The organism is Streptomyces herbicida, from assembly GCF_032656585.1.
Classification (GTDB): Bacteria; Actinomycetota; Actinomycetes; order Streptomycetales; family Streptomycetaceae; genus Streptomyces; species Streptomyces herbicida.
Window position 1 is genome coordinate 180,038 of sequence record NZ_JAUYWJ010000015.1, and the last position, 16,417, is coordinate 196,454.

Below are 16,417 nucleotides of genomic sequence, written 5' to 3' on the forward strand. Positions count from 1 at the left end.
CCACTGTTCGGCAACGCGGCGCACCCGATCACCGCGTCGAGTGAAAGGCGTCACATCAAGGTGCCGGATTGGGGTGTGGGAAACGTGGGTAAATCTGGGGACGCAGCTGGGGAGAAGTGCCCTCGGGCTGTGGGCGGTGTGTGCAGAACTTCCTGTTCTCCACAGAGACGCCTGGTTGTCCACTGCCGTCACCCACAGGACCGGTGGACAAAATTTCCGCGCTGAGCTGGGCAAACGTGGTTATCCACGGTATCCACAGGCCCTACTACTACTTCCGACTAGAGAGAGTGCGGAATCCGTTTCGAAGCGGGGCCTGTGCACAACTCGCCGTCTCGAGTCCGGCTGCCCCTCGGCACGACTTGACCCCGACGGGCACCTAGTGTCAGTGCCGTGCGTCAGACTGGTCCCCGGTGTTCTTCCCGTCGCAGTGGGCGGTGACACCGAGTCGTAGGACTCAGTAGCAACAGCAGGAGGCGGCTTACGGTGAAGATCCGGGTGGAACGCGACGTACTCGCGGAGGCAGTGGCCTGGGCGGCACGCAGCCTTCCGGCCCGTCCGCCGGCGCCTGTCCTCGCCGGCCTTCTCCTGAAGGCCGAGGACGGCCAGCTGAGCCTGTCCAGCTTCGACTACGAGGTCTCCGCTCGGGTGTCCGTCGAGGCCGAGGTCGAGGAGGAGGGCACGGTCCTCGTCTCCGGCCGTCTGCTCGCCGACATCTCCCGTGCCCTCCCCAACCGTCCCGTGGAGATTTCCACAGACGGTGTACGGGCGACGGTGGTCTGCGGCTCCTCGCGATTCACACTCCACACCCTGCCTGTGGAGGAGTACCCGTCCCTGCCCCAGATGCCGAACGCGACGGGCACGGTCCCCGGCGAGGTCTTCGCCTCCGCCGTGCAGCAGGTCGCCATCGCCGCGGGGCGCGACGACACGCTGCCCGTCCTGACCGGTGTGCGTATCGAGATCGAGGGCGACACGGTCACCCTGGCCTCCACCGACCGCTACCGCTTCGCGGTCCGCGAGTTCCTGTGGAAGCCGGAGAACCCGGACGCCTCGGCGGTCGCCCTGGTGCCCGCCAAGACGCTCCTGGACACCGCCAAGGCGCTCACCAGCGGGGACAGCGTGATCCTGGCGCTGTCCGGCTCGGGCGCCGGCGAGGGTCTGATCGGTTTCGAGGGCGCCGGGCGGCGGACCACCACCCGCCTCCTGGAGGGCGACCTCCCGAAGTACCGCACGCTGTTCCCGACCGAGTTCAACAGCATCGCCGTGATCGAGACCGCCCCCTTCGTGGAGGCCGTCAAGCGTGTGGCCCTGGTCGCCGAGCGGAACACCCCGGTGCGGCTGAGCTTCGAGCAGGGCGTGCTCATCCTGGAGGCCGGCTCCAGCGACGACGCACAGGCTGTGGAAAGGGTCGACGCGCAGCTGGACGGCGACGACATCTCGATCGCCTTCAACCCGACCTTCCTGCTCGACGGTCTGAGCGCCATCGACTCCCCGGTGGCCCAGCTGTCCTTCACGACGTCCACGAAGCCCGCGCTGCTCAGCGGCAAGCCGGCGCTGGACGCCGAGGCGGACGAGGCCTACAAGTACCTGATCATGCCGGTGCGCCTGAGCGGCTGAGCAGGTCGCTGTCCACAGCAGTCACCGCCCCCGTCGGACGAAGCCGCAGGTGAGGGCATACGCATGAGCGCGTATGCCCACAGATGTGCGTGAGGGTCCGGGTTTAGGCTCGGACGTAGGTACGAACGTGCCCCACACGTCACACAGCAACCTAAGGATCAACTGATGGACCTCGGTCTCGTCGGCCTCGGCAAGATGGGCGGCAACATGCGCGAGCGGATCCGCCGCGCGGGCCACACCGTCATCGGATACGACCGCAACGCGGACCTCGCGGATGTCCACAGCCTGGAAGAGCTTGTGGGCAAGCTCTCCGGCCCGCGCGTGATCTGGGTGATGGTCCCGGCCGGCGAGCCCACCCAGACCACGGTCGACCGGCTCGCCGAGCTCCTGGAGCCCGGTGACGTGGTCGTGGACGGCGGCAACTCCCGCTGGACGGACGACGAGAAGCACGCCGAGGAGCTGGCCGCCAAGGGCATCGGCTTCGTCGACTGCGGTGTCTCCGGTGGCGTCTGGGGCCTGGAGAACGGCTACGCGCTGATGTACGGCGGCGACGCCGAGAACGTCGCCAAGGTGCAGCCGGTCTTCGACGCGCTCAAGCCCGAGGGCGACTTCGGCGCGGTGCACGCGGGCAAGGTCGGCGCGGGCCACTTCGCGAAGATGGTCCACAACGGCATCGAGTACGCGATGATGCAGGCCTACGCCGAGGGCTGGGAGCTCCTGGAGAAGGTCGACTCCGTGACCGACGTCCGTGAGGTCTTCCGCTCCTGGCAGGAGGGCACGGTCATCCGTTCCTGGCTGCTCGACCTCGCGGTCAACGCCCTCGACGAGGACGAGCACCTGGACCGGCTGAAGGGTTATGCACAGGACTCCGGCGAGGGCCGGTGGACTGTGGAGGCCGCCATAGACAACGCGGTGCCGCTTCCCGCGATCACCGCCTCGCTGTTCGCGCGGTTCGCCTCCCGGCAGGAGGACTCGCCGCAGATGAAGATGATCGCCGCGCTGCGCAACCAGTTCGGCGGCCACGCCGTAGAGAAGAAGTAATCCACAGGGTCGCCCCGCGATCCACAACCCTGGGGGAGGTCGGCGAACGACCATGCACGTCACGCATCTGTCGCTGGCCGACTTCCGCTCGTACGCCCGGGTCGAGGTCCCGCTCGACCCGGGCGTCACCGCCTTCGTCGGCCCCAACGGGCAGGGGAAGACCAACCTCGTCGAGGCCATCGGCTATCTCGCCACCCTCGCCAGCCACCGGGTCGCCTCCGACGCTCCCCTGGTCCGCATGGGCGCCGACCGCGCGATCATCCGGGCGCAGGTCCGACAGGGCGAGCGACAGCAGCTGGTCGAGCTGGAGTTGAACCCGGGCAAGGCCAACCGTGCCCGGATCAACAGGTCCTCGCAGGTCAGGCCCCGTGATGTGCTCGGGATCGTACGGACCGTGCTGTTCGCGCCCGAGGATCTCGCCCTGGTCAAGGGCGACCCCGGTGAGCGGCGGCGCTTCCTCGACGAGCTGATCACCGCCCGCTCCCCGCGCATGGCGGGTGTGCGCTCCGACTACGAGCGGGTCCTCAAGCAGCGCAACACGCTCCTGAAGTCGGCCGCGCTGGCCCGTCGGCACGGCGGCCGTGCCACGGACCTGTCCACGCTCGACGTGTGGGACCAGCACCTGGCGCGCGCGGGCGCCGAGCTGCTCGCCCAGCGCCTCGACCTGATCGCCGCGATCCATCCGCTGACCGACAAGGCGTACGAGCAGCTGGCCCCCGGCGGCGGTCCCGTCGCCCTGGAGTACAAGCCGTCCGCCCCCGGCGAGGCCCACACACGCGAGGACCTCTACGCCCAGCTGATGGCGGCCCTGGCCGACGCCCGCAAGCAGGAGATCGAGCGGGGCGTGACGCTCGTGGGCCCCCACCGGGACGATGTGATCCTCAAGCTGGGTCAGCTGCCCGCCAAGGGATACGCCTCCCACGGCGAGTCCTGGTCGTTTGCGCTGGCGCTGCGCCTGGCGTCGTACGACCTCCTGCGCGCGGAGGGCAACGAGCCGGTGCTGATCCTCGACGACGTGTTCGCCGAGCTGGACGCCCGGCGCCGTGAGCGGCTGGCCGAGCTGGTCGCGCCCGGTGAGCAGGTCCTGGTGACCGCCGCGGTCGACGACGACGTGCCGCACGTGCTGGCGGGGGCGCGGTACACCGTGTCCGAGGGGACGGTGGAGCGCGTATGAGCACCGGCGAACCCACCCCCCAGGGCCGTGGGAAGACCCCCGAGCCGTCCGGAGTCGACCTGGCGCGCGTGGCGTTGCGCGCCGCCAAGGAGCAGGCGCGCGCGCGTGGCGCCGCGGCGCAGGAGAGGAAGCAGGCGCGGCGCGGTGGCCTGCGCTCCGGCGCGCGCGCCGACGGCCGTGACCCCATGGCGCTCGGTGCCGCGATCAACCGGCTGATCAACGAGCGTGGCTGGGAGGCCCCGGCGGCGGTGGGCGGGGTCATGGGCCGCTGGCCGCAGATCGTCGGCGAGGACCTGGCCAAGCACTGCGTACCGCAGCGGTACGACGAGGACGAGCGCGTCCTGAGCGTGCAGTGCGACTCCACGGCGTGGGCCACACAGCTGCGGCTGCTCGCCCCGGCGCTGGTCGCCCGGCTCAACGAGGACCTCGGCCACGGCACGGTGAAGATGATCAAGGTCAACGGCCCCGGCGGTCCCGTCCGCCGCTACGGCTCTTTGCGCGCCCCGGGGAGCACGGGCCCCGGCGACACCTACGGGTGACATACCTCACGTAGCGGTGCCGGTGCGCGGTCCGGTCGTACAGCGGAGCGCCGTCTTGTCGTACAACCGCACGCGGTTGCGAATCCCGACCTGACCCCGGAGTAGCAAAGGGTTGACAGCCGGAAGCGCTGAGTGCCTCCGTGAGCCTCTTGGAGCCCCCTTCCGTATATCGGGACCCGGCCGAGACCGGTTCAGGGCGGCACATGGGGACTCAGGTACCGGCAAACCCCCATCACTGTCGGCGCTACCGGTAGACTGGAAGCCAATCCCGCCCCACTCGTGGGGACCGTCCGGGAAAAGCTGAGCAACGCTGATCAAGGCTTACCAACGCAACATGCCGCAGCCGCTCCGGCAACCCGCCGACGAGCCCGGCTCGTGCTGTGCCAGAAAGGGCGCTTCGTGGCCGATTCCGGCAACCCCAACGAGAACATCCCGTCCACCGACGCCGGCGCGAACGGTGAGGTCACCGCCTCGTACGACGCCAGCGCCATCACCGTCCTCGAAGGGCTGGACGCGGTCCGCAAGCGACCCGGTATGTACATCGGCTCCACCGGCGAGCGCGGCCTGCACCACCTCGTGTACGAGGTCGTCGACAACTCCGTCGACGAGGCGCTGGCGGGTCACGCGGACACGATCGACGTGACGATCCTCGCCGACGGCGGCGTGCGTGTCGTGGACAACGGCCGTGGCATCCCGGTGGACATCGTCCCCTCGGAGAACAAGCCGGCCGTCGAGGTCGTGCTGACCGTGCTGCACGCGGGCGGCAAGTTCGGCGGCGGCGGCTACGCCGTCTCCGGCGGTCTGCACGGTGTCGGCGTCTCCGTCGTGAACGCCCTGTCGAGCAAGGTCTCCGTCGAGATCAAGCGCGACGGCCACCGCTTCACCCAGGACTACAAGATGGGTGTCCCGACGGCGCCGCTCGCCAAGCACGAGGAGACGGACGAGCACGGCACGTCGGTCACCTTCTGGGCCGACCCGGACATCTTCGAGACCACCGAGTACTCCTTCGAGACGCTCTCGCGGCGCTTCCAGGAGATGGCGTTCCTCAACAAGGGCCTGACCATCAGGCTCACCGACGAGCGCGAGTCGGCGAAGGCCACGGCCGGTGCGGACGAGGCGGGTGCGGACGAGAAGGACGAGGTCAAGACCGTCACGTACCGCTACGAGGGCGGCATCGTCGACTTCGTGAAGTACCTCAACTCCCGCAAGGGAGACGTGGTCCACCCCACCGTGATCGACCTTGAGGGCGAGGACAAGGACAAGAGCCTGTCCCTCGAGGTCGCGATGCAGTGGAACAGCGGCTACAGCGAGGGCGTGTACTCCTTCGCGAACATCATCCACACCCACGAGGGCGGTACGCACGAGGAAGGCTTCCGTGCCGCGCTGACCTCGCTGATCAACAAGTACGCGCGCGACAAGAAGCTGCTGCGCGAGAAGGACGACAACCTCACCGGTGACGACATCCGTGAGGGTCTGACCGCGATCATCTCGGTCAAGCTGAGCGAGCCCCAGTTCGAGGGCCAGACCAAGACCAAGCTGGGCAACACGGAGGCGAAGACCTTCGTCCAGAAGGCGGTCTACGAGCACCTCAACGACTGGCTGGACCGCAACCCGAACGAGGCCGCGGACATCGTCCGCAAGGGCATCCAGGCGGCCACCGCGCGCGTGGCGGCCCGCAAGGCCCGCGACCTCACGCGGCGCAAGGGCCTGCTGGAGTCGGCGTCCCTGCCGGGCAAGCTCTCCGACTGCCAGTCGAACGACCCGACGAAGTGCGAGATCTTCATCGTCGAGGGTGACTCCGCCGGCGGCTCGGCCAAGTCCGGGCGCAACCCGCAGTACCAGGCGATCCTCCCGATCCGAGGCAAGATCCTCAACGTCGAGAAGGCGCGGATCGACAAGATCCTGCAGAACCAGGAGATCCAGGCGCTGATCTCGGCCTTCGGCACGGGCGTGCACGAGGACTTCGACATCGAGAAGCTCCGCTATCACAAGATCATCCTGATGGCGGACGCCGACGTCGACGGCCAGCACATCAACACCCTGCTGCTGACCTTCCTGTTCCGCTTCATGCGGCCGCTGGTCGAGGCCGGGCACGTGTTCCTGTCCCGTCCCCCGCTCTACAAGATCAAGTGGGGCCGGGACGAGGTCGAGTACGCGTACTCCGACCGCGAGCGCGACGCACTGCTCGAGCTGGGCCGCCAGCGCGGCAAGCGCGTCAGGGAGGACTCGATCCAGCGCTTCAAGGGTCTCGGCGAGATGAATGCCGAGGAGCTGCGCGTGACCACCATGGACATCGAGCACCGCGTCCTCGGCCAGGTCACCCTCGACGACGCCGCCCAGGCGGACGACCTGTTCTCGGTCCTCATGGGCGAGGACGTCGAGGCCCGCCGCGCGTTCATCCAGCGCAACGCCAAGGACGTCCGCTTCCTCGACATCTGAGTCGGTCTCAGCTGACCGCACCGGAAAGGATCCTCACCAGCAATGGCCGACGAGACCCCGAACCCTTCTGCTGGCCCCGCCACGCCTGAAGAGGCCGGCGAAAGCACCGTACGCGTCGAGCCCGTCGGGCTCGAGACGGAGATGCAGCGCTCGTACCTCGACTACGCGATGTCCGTCATCGTGTCCCGCGCGCTGCCCGACGTCCGCGACGGTCTCAAGCCCGTCCACCGCCGTGTCCTGTACGCCATGTACGACGGGGGCTACCGCCCCGAGCGCGGCTTCTACAAGTGCGCCCGCGTCGTCGGCGACGTCATGGGCAACTACCACCCGCACGGCGACAGCTCCATCTACGACGCGCTGGTCCGCCTCGCCCAGCCGTGGGCGATGCGCATGCCGCTCGTCGACTCCAACGGCAACTTCGGCTCCCCGGGCAACGACCCGGCCGCCGCCATGCGCTACACCGAGTGCAAGATGGCGCCGCTGTCGATGGAGATGGTCCGCGACATCGACGAGGAGACCGTCGACTTCACGGACAACTACGACGGCCGCTCCCAGGAGCCGACCGTCCTGCCCTCCCGCTTCCCGAACCTGCTGATCAACGGCTCGGCCGGGATCGCGGTCGGCATGGCCACCAACATCCCGCCGCACAACCTGCGCGAGGTCGCGGCCGGCGCCCAGTGGTACCTGGAGAACCCGGAGGCCTCGCACGAGGAACTCCTCGACGCGCTCATCGAGCGCATCAAGGGCCCGGACTTCCCGACCGGCGCGCTCGTCGTCGGCCGCAAGGGCATCGAGGAGGCCTACCGCACGGGCCGCGGCTCGATCACCATGCGCGCGGTCGTCGAGGTCGAGGAGATCCAGAACCGCCAGTGCCTGGTGGTCACGGAACTGCCGTACCAGACCAACCCCGACAACCTCGCGCAGAAGATCGCCGACCTGGTGAAGGACGGCAAGATCGGCGGCATCGCGGACGTCCGTGACGAGACGTCGTCCCGCACGGGCCAGCGCCTGGTGATCGTCCTGAAGCGGGACGCGGTCGCCAAGGTCGTCCTGAACAACCTGTACAAGCACACCGACCTGCAGACGAATTTCGGCGCCAACATGCTGGCGCTGGTCGACGGCGTGCCGCGCACGCTGTCCCTGGACGCGTTCATCCGCCACTGGGTGACGCACCAGATCGAGGTCGTCGTCCGCCGGACGCGCTTTAGGCTGCGCAAGGCCGAGGAGCGCGCGCACATCCTGCGCGGTCTGCTGAAGGCCCTGGACGCCATCGACGAGGTCATCGCGCTGATCCGGCGCAGTGAGACCGTCGACGTCGCGCGCACCGGCCTGATGGGCCTCCTGGAGATCGACGAGATCCAGGCGAACGCCATCCTCGAGATGCAGCTGCGTCGGCTGGCCGCCCTGGAGCGCCAGAAGATCGTCCAGGAGCACGACGAACTCCAGGCGAAGATCACCGAGTACAACGCGATCCTGGCCTCGCCGGTACGCCAGCGCGGCATCGTCAGCGAGGAGCTGGCCGCGATCGTCGAGAAGTACGGCGACGACCGCAAGACCATGCTGGTGCCCTACGACGGTGACATGTCCATCGAGGACCTGATCGCCGAGGAGGACATCGTCGTCACCGTCTCGCGCGGCGGCTACGTCAAGCGGACCAAGACGGACGACTACCGGGCGCAGAAGCGCGGCGGCAAGGGCGTACGCGGCACGAAGTTGAAGGAAGACGACATCGTCGACCACTTCTTCGTCTCGACCACGCACCACTGGCTGCTGTTCTTCACCAACAAGGGCCGGGTCTACCGGGCCAAGGCGTACGAGCTGCCGGACGCCGGCCGTGACGCGCGCGGGCAGCACGTCGCGAACCTGCTGGCCTTCCAGCCGGACGAGGCGATCGCCGAGATCCTCGCGATCCGCGACTACGAGGCGGCGCCGTACCTGGTGCTGGCCACCAAGGCGGGCCTGGTCAAGAAGACCCCGCTGAAGGACTACGACTCGCCGCGCTCGGGTGGTGTCATCGCCATCAATCTCCGGGAGCGGGAGGACGGTTCCGACGACGAACTGATCGGGGCCGAGCTCGTGTCGGCCGATGACGATCTGCTGCTGATCAGCAAGAAGGCGCAGTCGATCAGGTTCACCGCGACGGACGAGTCGCTTCGGCCGATGGGCCGTGCCACCTCGGGTGTCAAGGGCATGAGTTTCCGCGCGGGCGATGAACTCTTGTCGATGAATGTTGTTCGACCCGGTACGTTCGTGTTCACTGCCACGGACGGCGGGTACGCGAAGCGGACCGTCGTCGACGAGTACCGCGTCCAGGGTCGCGGCGGCCTCGGTATCAAGGCCGCAAAGATCGTGGAGGACCGTGGGTCGCTCGTCGGCGCGCTGGTGGTCGAGGAGACCGATGAGATCCTCGCCATCACGCTGTCCGGCGGTGTGATTCGTACGCGAGTCAACGAGGTCAGGGAGACGGGCCGTGACACCATGGGCGTCCAACTGATCAACCTGGGCAAGCGCGATGCCGTGGTCGGTATCGCTCGAAACGCCGAGGCGGGGCGCGAGGCGGAGGAGGTCGACGGCGAGGATGTCGTGGACGAGACCGCCGAGGGTGCCGCGACCACCGGCACGGACGAGGGTGAGGCGCCCTCGGCCGAGTAGCACGAGGAGTGAGTCAGCGTGAGCGGAGCCACGGGCGCCGGTCCGGTCGGTAGCCCGACCGGGACCTCTGCCGGTATGCACAACGACGGCGGCGGCCGTGGCTCCGCCACGAGCGCGGGGACTCCGACGGACCCGCACACGACCAATCTCAAGCCGGTCAAGTCCTCCGGGACCGACTCCCACTCGCCCGACACTCATGGATCCCAGGGGGGAACTGTGACGGACACCCGAGGCCCGCAGACCCAGCAGCACGCGGCTGGAGCGGGCCCGGCCGCTCCGGGCGCCCAGCCCCCGGCCGCCGCCCCCGAGGCGCAGGCCGCTTCGCCGCTGCCCGGCGAGCGCCGGCAGCAGCAGCCCTCCGGGCCCTACCACCCGCCGCAGGCCTACCCGGCGCAGGCGCCGACGGGTGCCGTACGCCGACCGCGCACCGGCGCGCGCACCACGCCCCGCACCCGCAAGGCGCGGCTGCGTGTGGCCAAGGCCGACCCGTGGTCGGTGATGAAGGTCAGCTTCCTGCTCTCCATCGCGCTGGGCATCTGCACGATCGTCGCGTCCGCCGTGCTGTGGATGGTCATGAACGCGATGGGCGTGTTCTCGACGGTCGGCGGCACCATCTCGGAGGCGACCGGCTCGAACGAGGCCAACGGCTTCGACCTGCAGGCCTTCCTGTCCCTCCCGCACGTCCTGATGTTCACGACGATCATCGCGGTCATCGACGTCGTCCTCGCGACGGCCCTGGCCACCCTCGGCGCGTTCATCTACAACCTCTCCGCGGGCTTCGTCGGCGGTGTCGAGCTGACGCTGGCCGAGGACGAGTGACCGGCGTCCGAATGTTCGCTGTCGGTCCTCCGACAACCGATTTTGGGACTGCCCCGGTCGTGCGCTAATCTTCAGGAGTCAGCGCGCGGGACACACACCGCAGAGCGCGGCGGGGCTATAGCTCAGTTGGTTAGAGCGCATCCCTGATAAGGATGAGGCCACAGGTTCAAATCCTGTTAGCCCCACCAGCACGAAGACCCCCGGTCCAGCAGGGCCGGGGGTCTTCGCGTGTTGGGGCACCGCGTGTTCCGGGGGCGCACGAAAGGGCCCGACCGCTGGCGACGGGGGATGCACCAGCGATCGGGCTGTGGCCAACAGTAACAAGGCTGTCGGCGCGGCGGGAGCCGACTGCTCACCTGCACCGAGCAGTTGTGATCGGGATCACGCAAGCGCTGTCTGAAACGGTCGGTAAGTCACTGGTCGCAGGGCGGCTCGTACGAGAGCCGGGGCAGGTACTCGTGCCACTTGTCCGGGGTCAGAACGCCCCGGGTGATCGAGCAGATGTGGCCGATCGCCTCGTCCACGTCCAGCTTCCACAGCCGCACGGTGTCGGCGCCGCTGGACACCCCGAGCATGTGGCTGTTGGGACTGAACGACAGGAAGTTGCCCGTCTTGGCGTTGGGGCTCATCGACTGGCCGATGGGAGAGGCCGAGGAGGGGCGGGCGACGTTCCACAGCCGGACCGTGTCGTCGTTGCCGCCGCTCGCCAGCGTGCGGCCGTCCTGGCTGAACGTCAGCGACACGACCGCCTCGGTGTGGCCGCTCAGGACGGGGCCCAGCCCGGTTGCCCGGACGGGGTCGGCGACGTTCCACAGCCGGACCGTGCCGTCGTCGCTGCCGCTGGCCAGCGTGCGACCGTCGGGGCTGTAGGCGAGCGCGTTGACCGGTCCCAGGTGCTCCTTGAGGGGAGCGCCGAGGGGGGCGGCGTGACGCGGGTCGGTCACGTTCCACAGGCGGACCGTCGTGTCGGCGCTGCCGGAGGCGAGGGTGTGGCCGTCCGGGCTGAAGACGAGGCTGTTGACGTACCCGGTGTGCCCGGTGAGCGGCTTGCCCAGGCGTCTGGGGCGGGCCGGGTCGGTGATGTCCAGCAGCTGGATGGTCCGGTCGTCGTAGTCGGCGGCCAGGGTGTTGCCGTCGGGGCTGATGGCCAGCGCGTCGGCGCCCGCGAACCGGGTGCGCAGCGCGAGGGGCCGGCCGTGGGCGACGGGATGGCCGGGATCGGCGACGTTCCACAGCTGCACCGTGTTGCTGGTCCCGGTCAGCACGGCCAGGGTGCGGCCGTCGGGGGAGAACACCAGCGACCGCAGGTCCCGCTCCCCGGTCGTGAGGGGCTCGCTCAGCAGGACGGGCCGGTCGGGGGTCTGCACGTTCCACAGCCGCACCCGCCCGTCGCGCGCGGCCGTGGCGAGCACCCGCCCGTCCGGGCGGTAGGCCCCGATCCGGCCGATCATGTCGGAGGCCGGGATCGACCACAGCCGCACCCTGTTGTCGCCGCTGCCGGTGGCCAGGGTCCGCCCGTCGGGGCTGAAGCCCACGGCGTACATCTCGCCGCTGCTGCCCGCGAGGGGCTCGCCGACCTGGGACGGATAGGCCGGATTGCGGACGTTCCACAGGCTCGCCGTGCTGTCGGCGCTGCCGGCGGCGAGCATGGTGCCGTCGGGGCTGAAGGCCACCGACCAGATGGGACCGGTGTGCCCGGTGAGCGGCGCGCCGAGCTGCCGCCCATGGCGCGGCGCGCTCACGTTCCACAGCCGGATGGTGTCGTCCGCGCTGCCGGAGGCGAGGGTGCGGCCGTCGGGGCTGAAGGCCACGGAGTGCACCGTGGCGGTGTGGCCGGTGAGCGGGGTGCCGATCGGCGCCGGACGGCGTGGGTCGGCGGTGTTCCACAGCAGGATCGTGTTGTCGTCGCCCCCGGCCGCCAGCGTGCGGCCGTCGGGGCTGAAGGCGACGGAGCGCACGGCGCCGGTGTGGCCGGTCAGGGTGGACAGTACGGTCGGCCGGGCCGGGGCGTGTACGTCCCACAGGCGCACGGCGTGGTCTTCGTTGGCGGAGGCCAGGGTGCGCCCGTCCGGGCTGAAGGCGAGCAGATAGATCGTGCCGCCGTGGCCGGTCAGGGGTGCGCCGAGGGCGCGCGGGTGAGCGGGGTCCCGTACGTCCCACAGCCGGATCGTGCCGTCGTCCGAGGCGCTGGCGAGGGTGTGGCCGTCGGGGCTGAAGACCGCGGTGCTCACCCAGCTCGTGTGGCCGGTGAGGGGCTTGCCGAGGGGCTTGGGCCGGGTCGGGTCGGTCACGTCCCACAGCCGGACGGTCCGGTCGTAGCTGGCGGTGGCCAGGACATGGCCGTTCGGGCTGAAGGTGGTGAGGTAGACGGCGCCGGTGTGGCCGAGGAGCGGGGTGGCCAGCGGGGCGTTGACGATCGAGATCAGCCGGCTGTTCGTGCCCTCGTCGTCCGGCCGCAGACCGTGCGCCACCAGGTCGAGCTGGGCGGACAGCGACGGGTCGGTGTACTGGACGCGGTCGGCCTCGGCGACCACCTGCTGGAACACGGCGTCGTCGCGCTGCTGGCGGGCGACCACCGCCGAGCCGACGGCCAGCACGGCCAGCACGACCAGGGCCGACACCGCGGCACGGCTGATCCAGACCGTGCGCCGGCGCAGCCGGACCGAAGCCGCCAGGAACTCCACCGCGCTCCTGGTGAGGAAGGCGTCACCGGCGGATTTCACCCAGTTGTGGGCCTGCTCCAGCCGGGAACCCCGGTAGAGCAGTGACGTGTCGCGGTCGGACCCCTCCCAGGCCCGGCCGTCCTCCTCCAGCCGCTGGCGCAGCAGATTGCCGTTCCGGTCCTCGTCGATCCAGTCGCGCAGGCGGGGCCAGGCGTGCAGCAGTGCCTCATGGGTGATCTCGACGGTCTCCGCGTCGAGGGTCACCAGCCGGGCGCGCACCAGTGCCTCGAGGGACTCCTCCGTCTTGCCGGGGTCGGTCGACTCCTGTGCCAGTTGGCGCCGTGTGCCCCGCCGGCGGGTTGCCTGGGTGTCCTCGCTCAGCCGGACCAGCCTGAGCAGGAGGAGTCGCGCGGCCGTGCGGGCCGCCGGGTCGAGGCCCGACCAGGCCCGCTCGGCCGTCGCCGCCACCGCCCCCTGGATTCCGCCCGCGGCGCGGTAGCCGGCCAGCGTCAGCCGGCCCGCCTTGCGCCGTTGCCAGGTGGCGAGCAGGGCGTGGGACAGGAGCGGCAGTACGCCGGCGTCGTGCGCCCCGCGGGGGCCGTCGGTGCTCACCTCACGGACGATCAGCTCCGCGAGCCCCGGCTCGAGTTCCACGCCGACGGCCTTGGCGGGACCCGTCACCGCTTCGCGCAGCTCGGCCGTGGTGAGCGGGCCGAGGACCATGTGCCGGTGCTGCAGCGCGTCGGCCAGCTCGGGGTGGCGCAGGCACTGGTCGTAGAAGTCGGCGCGTATGCCCAGGACCACGAGCACCGGGGCCGGGTCGTCCGGGCCGGCGGGTGAGCAGGCGGTGTGCAGAAGACGGACGAAGGCGCGCCGGCTCGCCTCGTCGGAGCAGAGGGTGAACGCCTCTTCGAACTGGTCCACGATGACGACCGGACGGGCGGTCCCGGGCGCCTCGCGCCGCGCCCATGCCGACACGGCCTCCCGCACCGCCTGCCCGAACTCCGGGCTGCCGGGTTCCTCTTTCGAGGAGAGGACCTTCTCCAGTTCGGGGATGTGGCGGACCAGTTCCGCGAGCGGGTCGGCGCCGGGCACGAACTGCAGGACGCCCCGGGCCGGGCCGCCCTCCTCGGCCGCCGCGCCGCTCTGCAGCGCGGGCACCACGCCGGCGTTCAGCAGGGAGGACTTCCCCGCGCCCGAGGCGCCGACGAGCACGACCAGGCCACCGGTCCGCTCGACGGCGCGGAGCTGGGCGACCAGGGCGTCCGTGCTGCGTTCCCGGCCGAAGAACCACCGGGCGTCCTGCCTGCGGTACGAGGCCAGCCCTCGGTACGGGCACACACCGGCGACGGCCGGGGCGTCGGCCGTCGCCTGTTCGTCCTCCTCCGCGGATCCGGCGGGCCGCTCGCCCACCGGGTCGGCCACCGCGCGCTCCCACAGGCGCTGCCACTGGGCCAGGTCGTACAGGCCCGAGGAGACCGGCGCGGGCTGCGCGCGCCGCGCCTGGGGGATCAGCACGTGCAGCACCGCGGCGAGGGCGGCGAACTGCGCCGGTACGTTCTTCGCCCGCCGCCAGTCGCTGATCCGCTGGGCGGACACCCGCACCGGACGCCCTCGTTCGTCGACCCGGTGAAGCCGGTCGACCGCCTCGGCCACGCGTTTGAGGGGAGGGTTTCCCGCCTCCTTGTACAGCAGCGCGAGACGTTCCGCGAAGGCTGTGCGTGCCCCTGAGTCGGAACTCAAGGTGTCCACCCCTAACTTCCCGCCGCACCTGGGCATCCGGACCGGAAAACTCACTTTATACGGCTGACCTGCGAGGAAGCCGGTGTCCGGACGTCGGAACCTCCTCGGCGGGGGCCTCAACTGGCAGGATTTCGCCGTACTGGCGGGTCCCACTGGACGCCGCCCGGACAGGCCACCTGCTCAGCGTTCGAAGAGACAGCTCACGACGCCGCATGTTCTCGGTCACCTTCCGCCGGACTCACCGGACGGCGGCGTCGCTCTCGTCGTTCGAGCTTGAAGGACCCGTGCAGCCAGTCCCTCGAGGGCTGCGTCCGCCGACCACGGGTCCGGCCTCATCCGCGTCGTTCGGCGCCGGTCCCCACGTGGGGAGGGACCGGAGCCGAACGACGCGGCACCACAGAGGTCTCAGCGACCCAGCTAGCGGATCCAGCCCGCGACACGAGCGGCGGCGACCGCGTGTCCCTCCGCGTCCTCGGCCGTCTCGTTCAGGGACGCGTCCCTTCCCGCCGCGGTCCCGCCTGCCGCGACCGCCGCGGCCTGGGAGGCGGCCAGGGCCGCCCGCAGCGCGTCGAGGGCCTCGGTGCCGTCGTCGCGCGACTGGGCCACCTGCGCGGCCAGCGCCGCGGCGGCCGCGGCGTTCCGGGCGCACCGGGCGTCCGCGGCCGGATCGGGTGCCCTCTCGGTGAGGGCTGCGATCGACTCCGCGGACAGGCGCAGGGCGTTGGCGGCCCGTCCGACGGGGCTCTTCGGCACGATCTCGGCCGCGTCCTGCGCGATTCCGGCGTGCCGGCACGTGGCCGCGGCGCGGTCGTACGCGCTCTGCGCGCGGGCGGCGTGGAGTTTCCTGAGGGCCTCCACCGACATCGGGTTCCGTGCGGCCTGTGCTTTCCGTGCGTCCTGCGCGTTCCGTGCGTCCTGCGCGTCCTGTACGTCCTGTGCCTCTTGCGCGTCTCGCGGTTCGGCCATCCCTGCCTCCTCGTTCGCCGTGATGACGCCTGACGCTGCTCGGCGGCGCGGGCAGGGTGCCACGACGGAGCCGAAGAGACCAGAAGCGCGGGTGTCAGGCCTCGGGGGACGGGTGGCGGGTCGGCGGGACCAGGAGGTCGCGTTCCGGGTGGTTTTCGCCGGTGACGTTTCCCTGGATCCCCAGGTCCTGGCGTGCCGCCTCGTGGAAGGCGTTGATCAGGCGGAACGCGGACCGGTGCCGCTCGCGCCAGTCCGCCAGGCTTCCGGTGATCCTGCCCGTCGCCTGCCAGTCGATCTCGGCGAGCACCGCGTTCAGCTCATGGCCGGCCTCGATCGCGTCGTCACCGCCGAGGAGCATGACCCGCTCGAAGCCCGAACCCCAGCGCCGGCCCGCCTCCGACAGGTCGTCGCGGAGTTCCTCCTCGGGCCGGTGGTCCTCGCGCAGGCCCTCCCGGAACTCGTACAGCCGGACGGACGCGGCGATCCTCGTCTTCGCCGCCTCCACGTACTCCGCGTACGCCTCGACCTTCTTGTCGTCCCACCGGGTCAGGAGCTGGTGGCGGTTCCTGCTCCGCTCCATCAGATGGTTGGTCACGTGAGTGGTCATCGCGCCGAGCAGCACGGCCCCCACGGTAACCAACTGCTCGCCGGCTCCCATACGTCCCCCGAATCGCATCCCGAAGTTGGCCCGACGATCTTTCAGACGCTCCCCTTGCCCGTCAAGTGAGTCGGTCCTAACCTGCTTCTGACGGTCCGTCAGATATTGC

The 16,417-nt window shown here is 70.2% G+C and carries 10 protein-coding genes and 1 tRNA gene; 8 read left to right on the forward strand and 3 right to left on the reverse strand.

The features are described 5' to 3' along the window. Positions 1-483: 483 nt before the first annotated feature. The 8 genes from dnaN (at position 484) to Q8A52_RS29965 (ending at position 10,466) form a co-directional block, all read left to right on the forward strand. On the forward strand, positions 484-1,614 hold the full coding sequence (dnaN, locus tag Q8A52_RS29930; protein WP_316757022.1) for a DNA polymerase III subunit beta: 1,131 nt from the start codon (positions 484-486) through the stop codon (positions 1,612-1,614). A gap of 165 nt (positions 1,615-1,779) precedes the next feature. Then, complete coding sequence (gene gnd / locus Q8A52_RS29935) at positions 1,780-2,655, forward strand: phosphogluconate dehydrogenase (NAD(+)-dependent, decarboxylating) (protein WP_316757024.1); 876 nt, start codon at positions 1,780-1,782, stop codon at positions 2,653-2,655. A gap of 52 nt (positions 2,656-2,707) precedes the next feature. Next, on the forward strand, positions 2,708-3,829 hold the full coding sequence (recF, locus tag Q8A52_RS29940) for a DNA replication/repair protein RecF (RefSeq protein ID WP_316757026.1): 1,122 nt from the start codon (positions 2,708-2,710) through the stop codon (positions 3,827-3,829). Continuing rightward, entirely contained in the window at positions 3,826-4,368 is a 543-nt protein-coding gene (locus Q8A52_RS29945) for a DUF721 domain-containing protein (protein ID WP_316757028.1), read from the forward strand. The genes recF and Q8A52_RS29945 overlap by 4 nt, the downstream gene beginning before the upstream one ends. Before the next feature lie 375 nt (positions 4,369-4,743). Next, positions 4,744-6,807 carry a DNA topoisomerase (ATP-hydrolyzing) subunit B gene (gene gyrB, locus Q8A52_RS29950; RefSeq protein ID WP_316757030.1) on the forward strand — a complete coding sequence of 688 codons (2,064 nt, stop codon included), beginning with the start codon at positions 4,744-4,746 and terminating at the stop codon, positions 6,805-6,807. 42 nt (positions 6,808-6,849) lie between these two features. Next, a complete protein-coding gene (gyrA, locus tag Q8A52_RS29955; RefSeq protein WP_316757032.1) occupies positions 6,850-9,459 on the forward strand; it encodes a DNA gyrase subunit A in 2,610 nt (869 codons plus the stop codon). 18 nt (positions 9,460-9,477) lie between these two features. After that, positions 9,478-10,278, forward strand: a complete 801-nt coding sequence (locus Q8A52_RS29960) for a DUF3566 domain-containing protein (RefSeq protein WP_316757034.1) — start codon at positions 9,478-9,480, stop codon at positions 10,276-10,278. Positions 10,279-10,389: 111 nt separating this feature from the next. Then, a tRNA-Ile gene (locus tag Q8A52_RS29965) sits at positions 10,390-10,466 on the forward strand. Between the two features lie 225 nt (positions 10,467-10,691). On the opposite strand, the gene Q8A52_RS29970 is transcribed toward Q8A52_RS29965, so the two are convergent. The 3 genes from Q8A52_RS29970 to Q8A52_RS29980 all read right to left on the reverse strand — a co-directional run bounded on the left by Q8A52_RS29970 (position 10,692) and on the right by Q8A52_RS29980 (position 16,308). Further along, positions 10,692-14,693 (reverse strand): nSTAND1 domain-containing NTPase, encoded by a 4,002-nt coding sequence (locus tag Q8A52_RS29970; protein WP_316757037.1) that lies wholly within the window; start codon positions 14,691-14,693, stop codon positions 10,692-10,694. 408 nt (positions 14,694-15,101) lie between these two features. Then, a complete protein-coding gene (locus tag Q8A52_RS29975; protein ID WP_316757038.1) occupies positions 15,102-15,650 on the reverse strand; it encodes a hypothetical protein in 549 nt (182 codons plus the stop codon). Between the two features lie 94 nt (positions 15,651-15,744). Continuing rightward, positions 15,745-16,308, reverse strand: coding sequence for a hypothetical protein (locus tag Q8A52_RS29980; RefSeq protein ID WP_316757040.1), 564 nt, complete (start codon positions 16,306-16,308; stop codon positions 15,745-15,747). Positions 16,309-16,417: the final 109 nt, after the last annotated feature.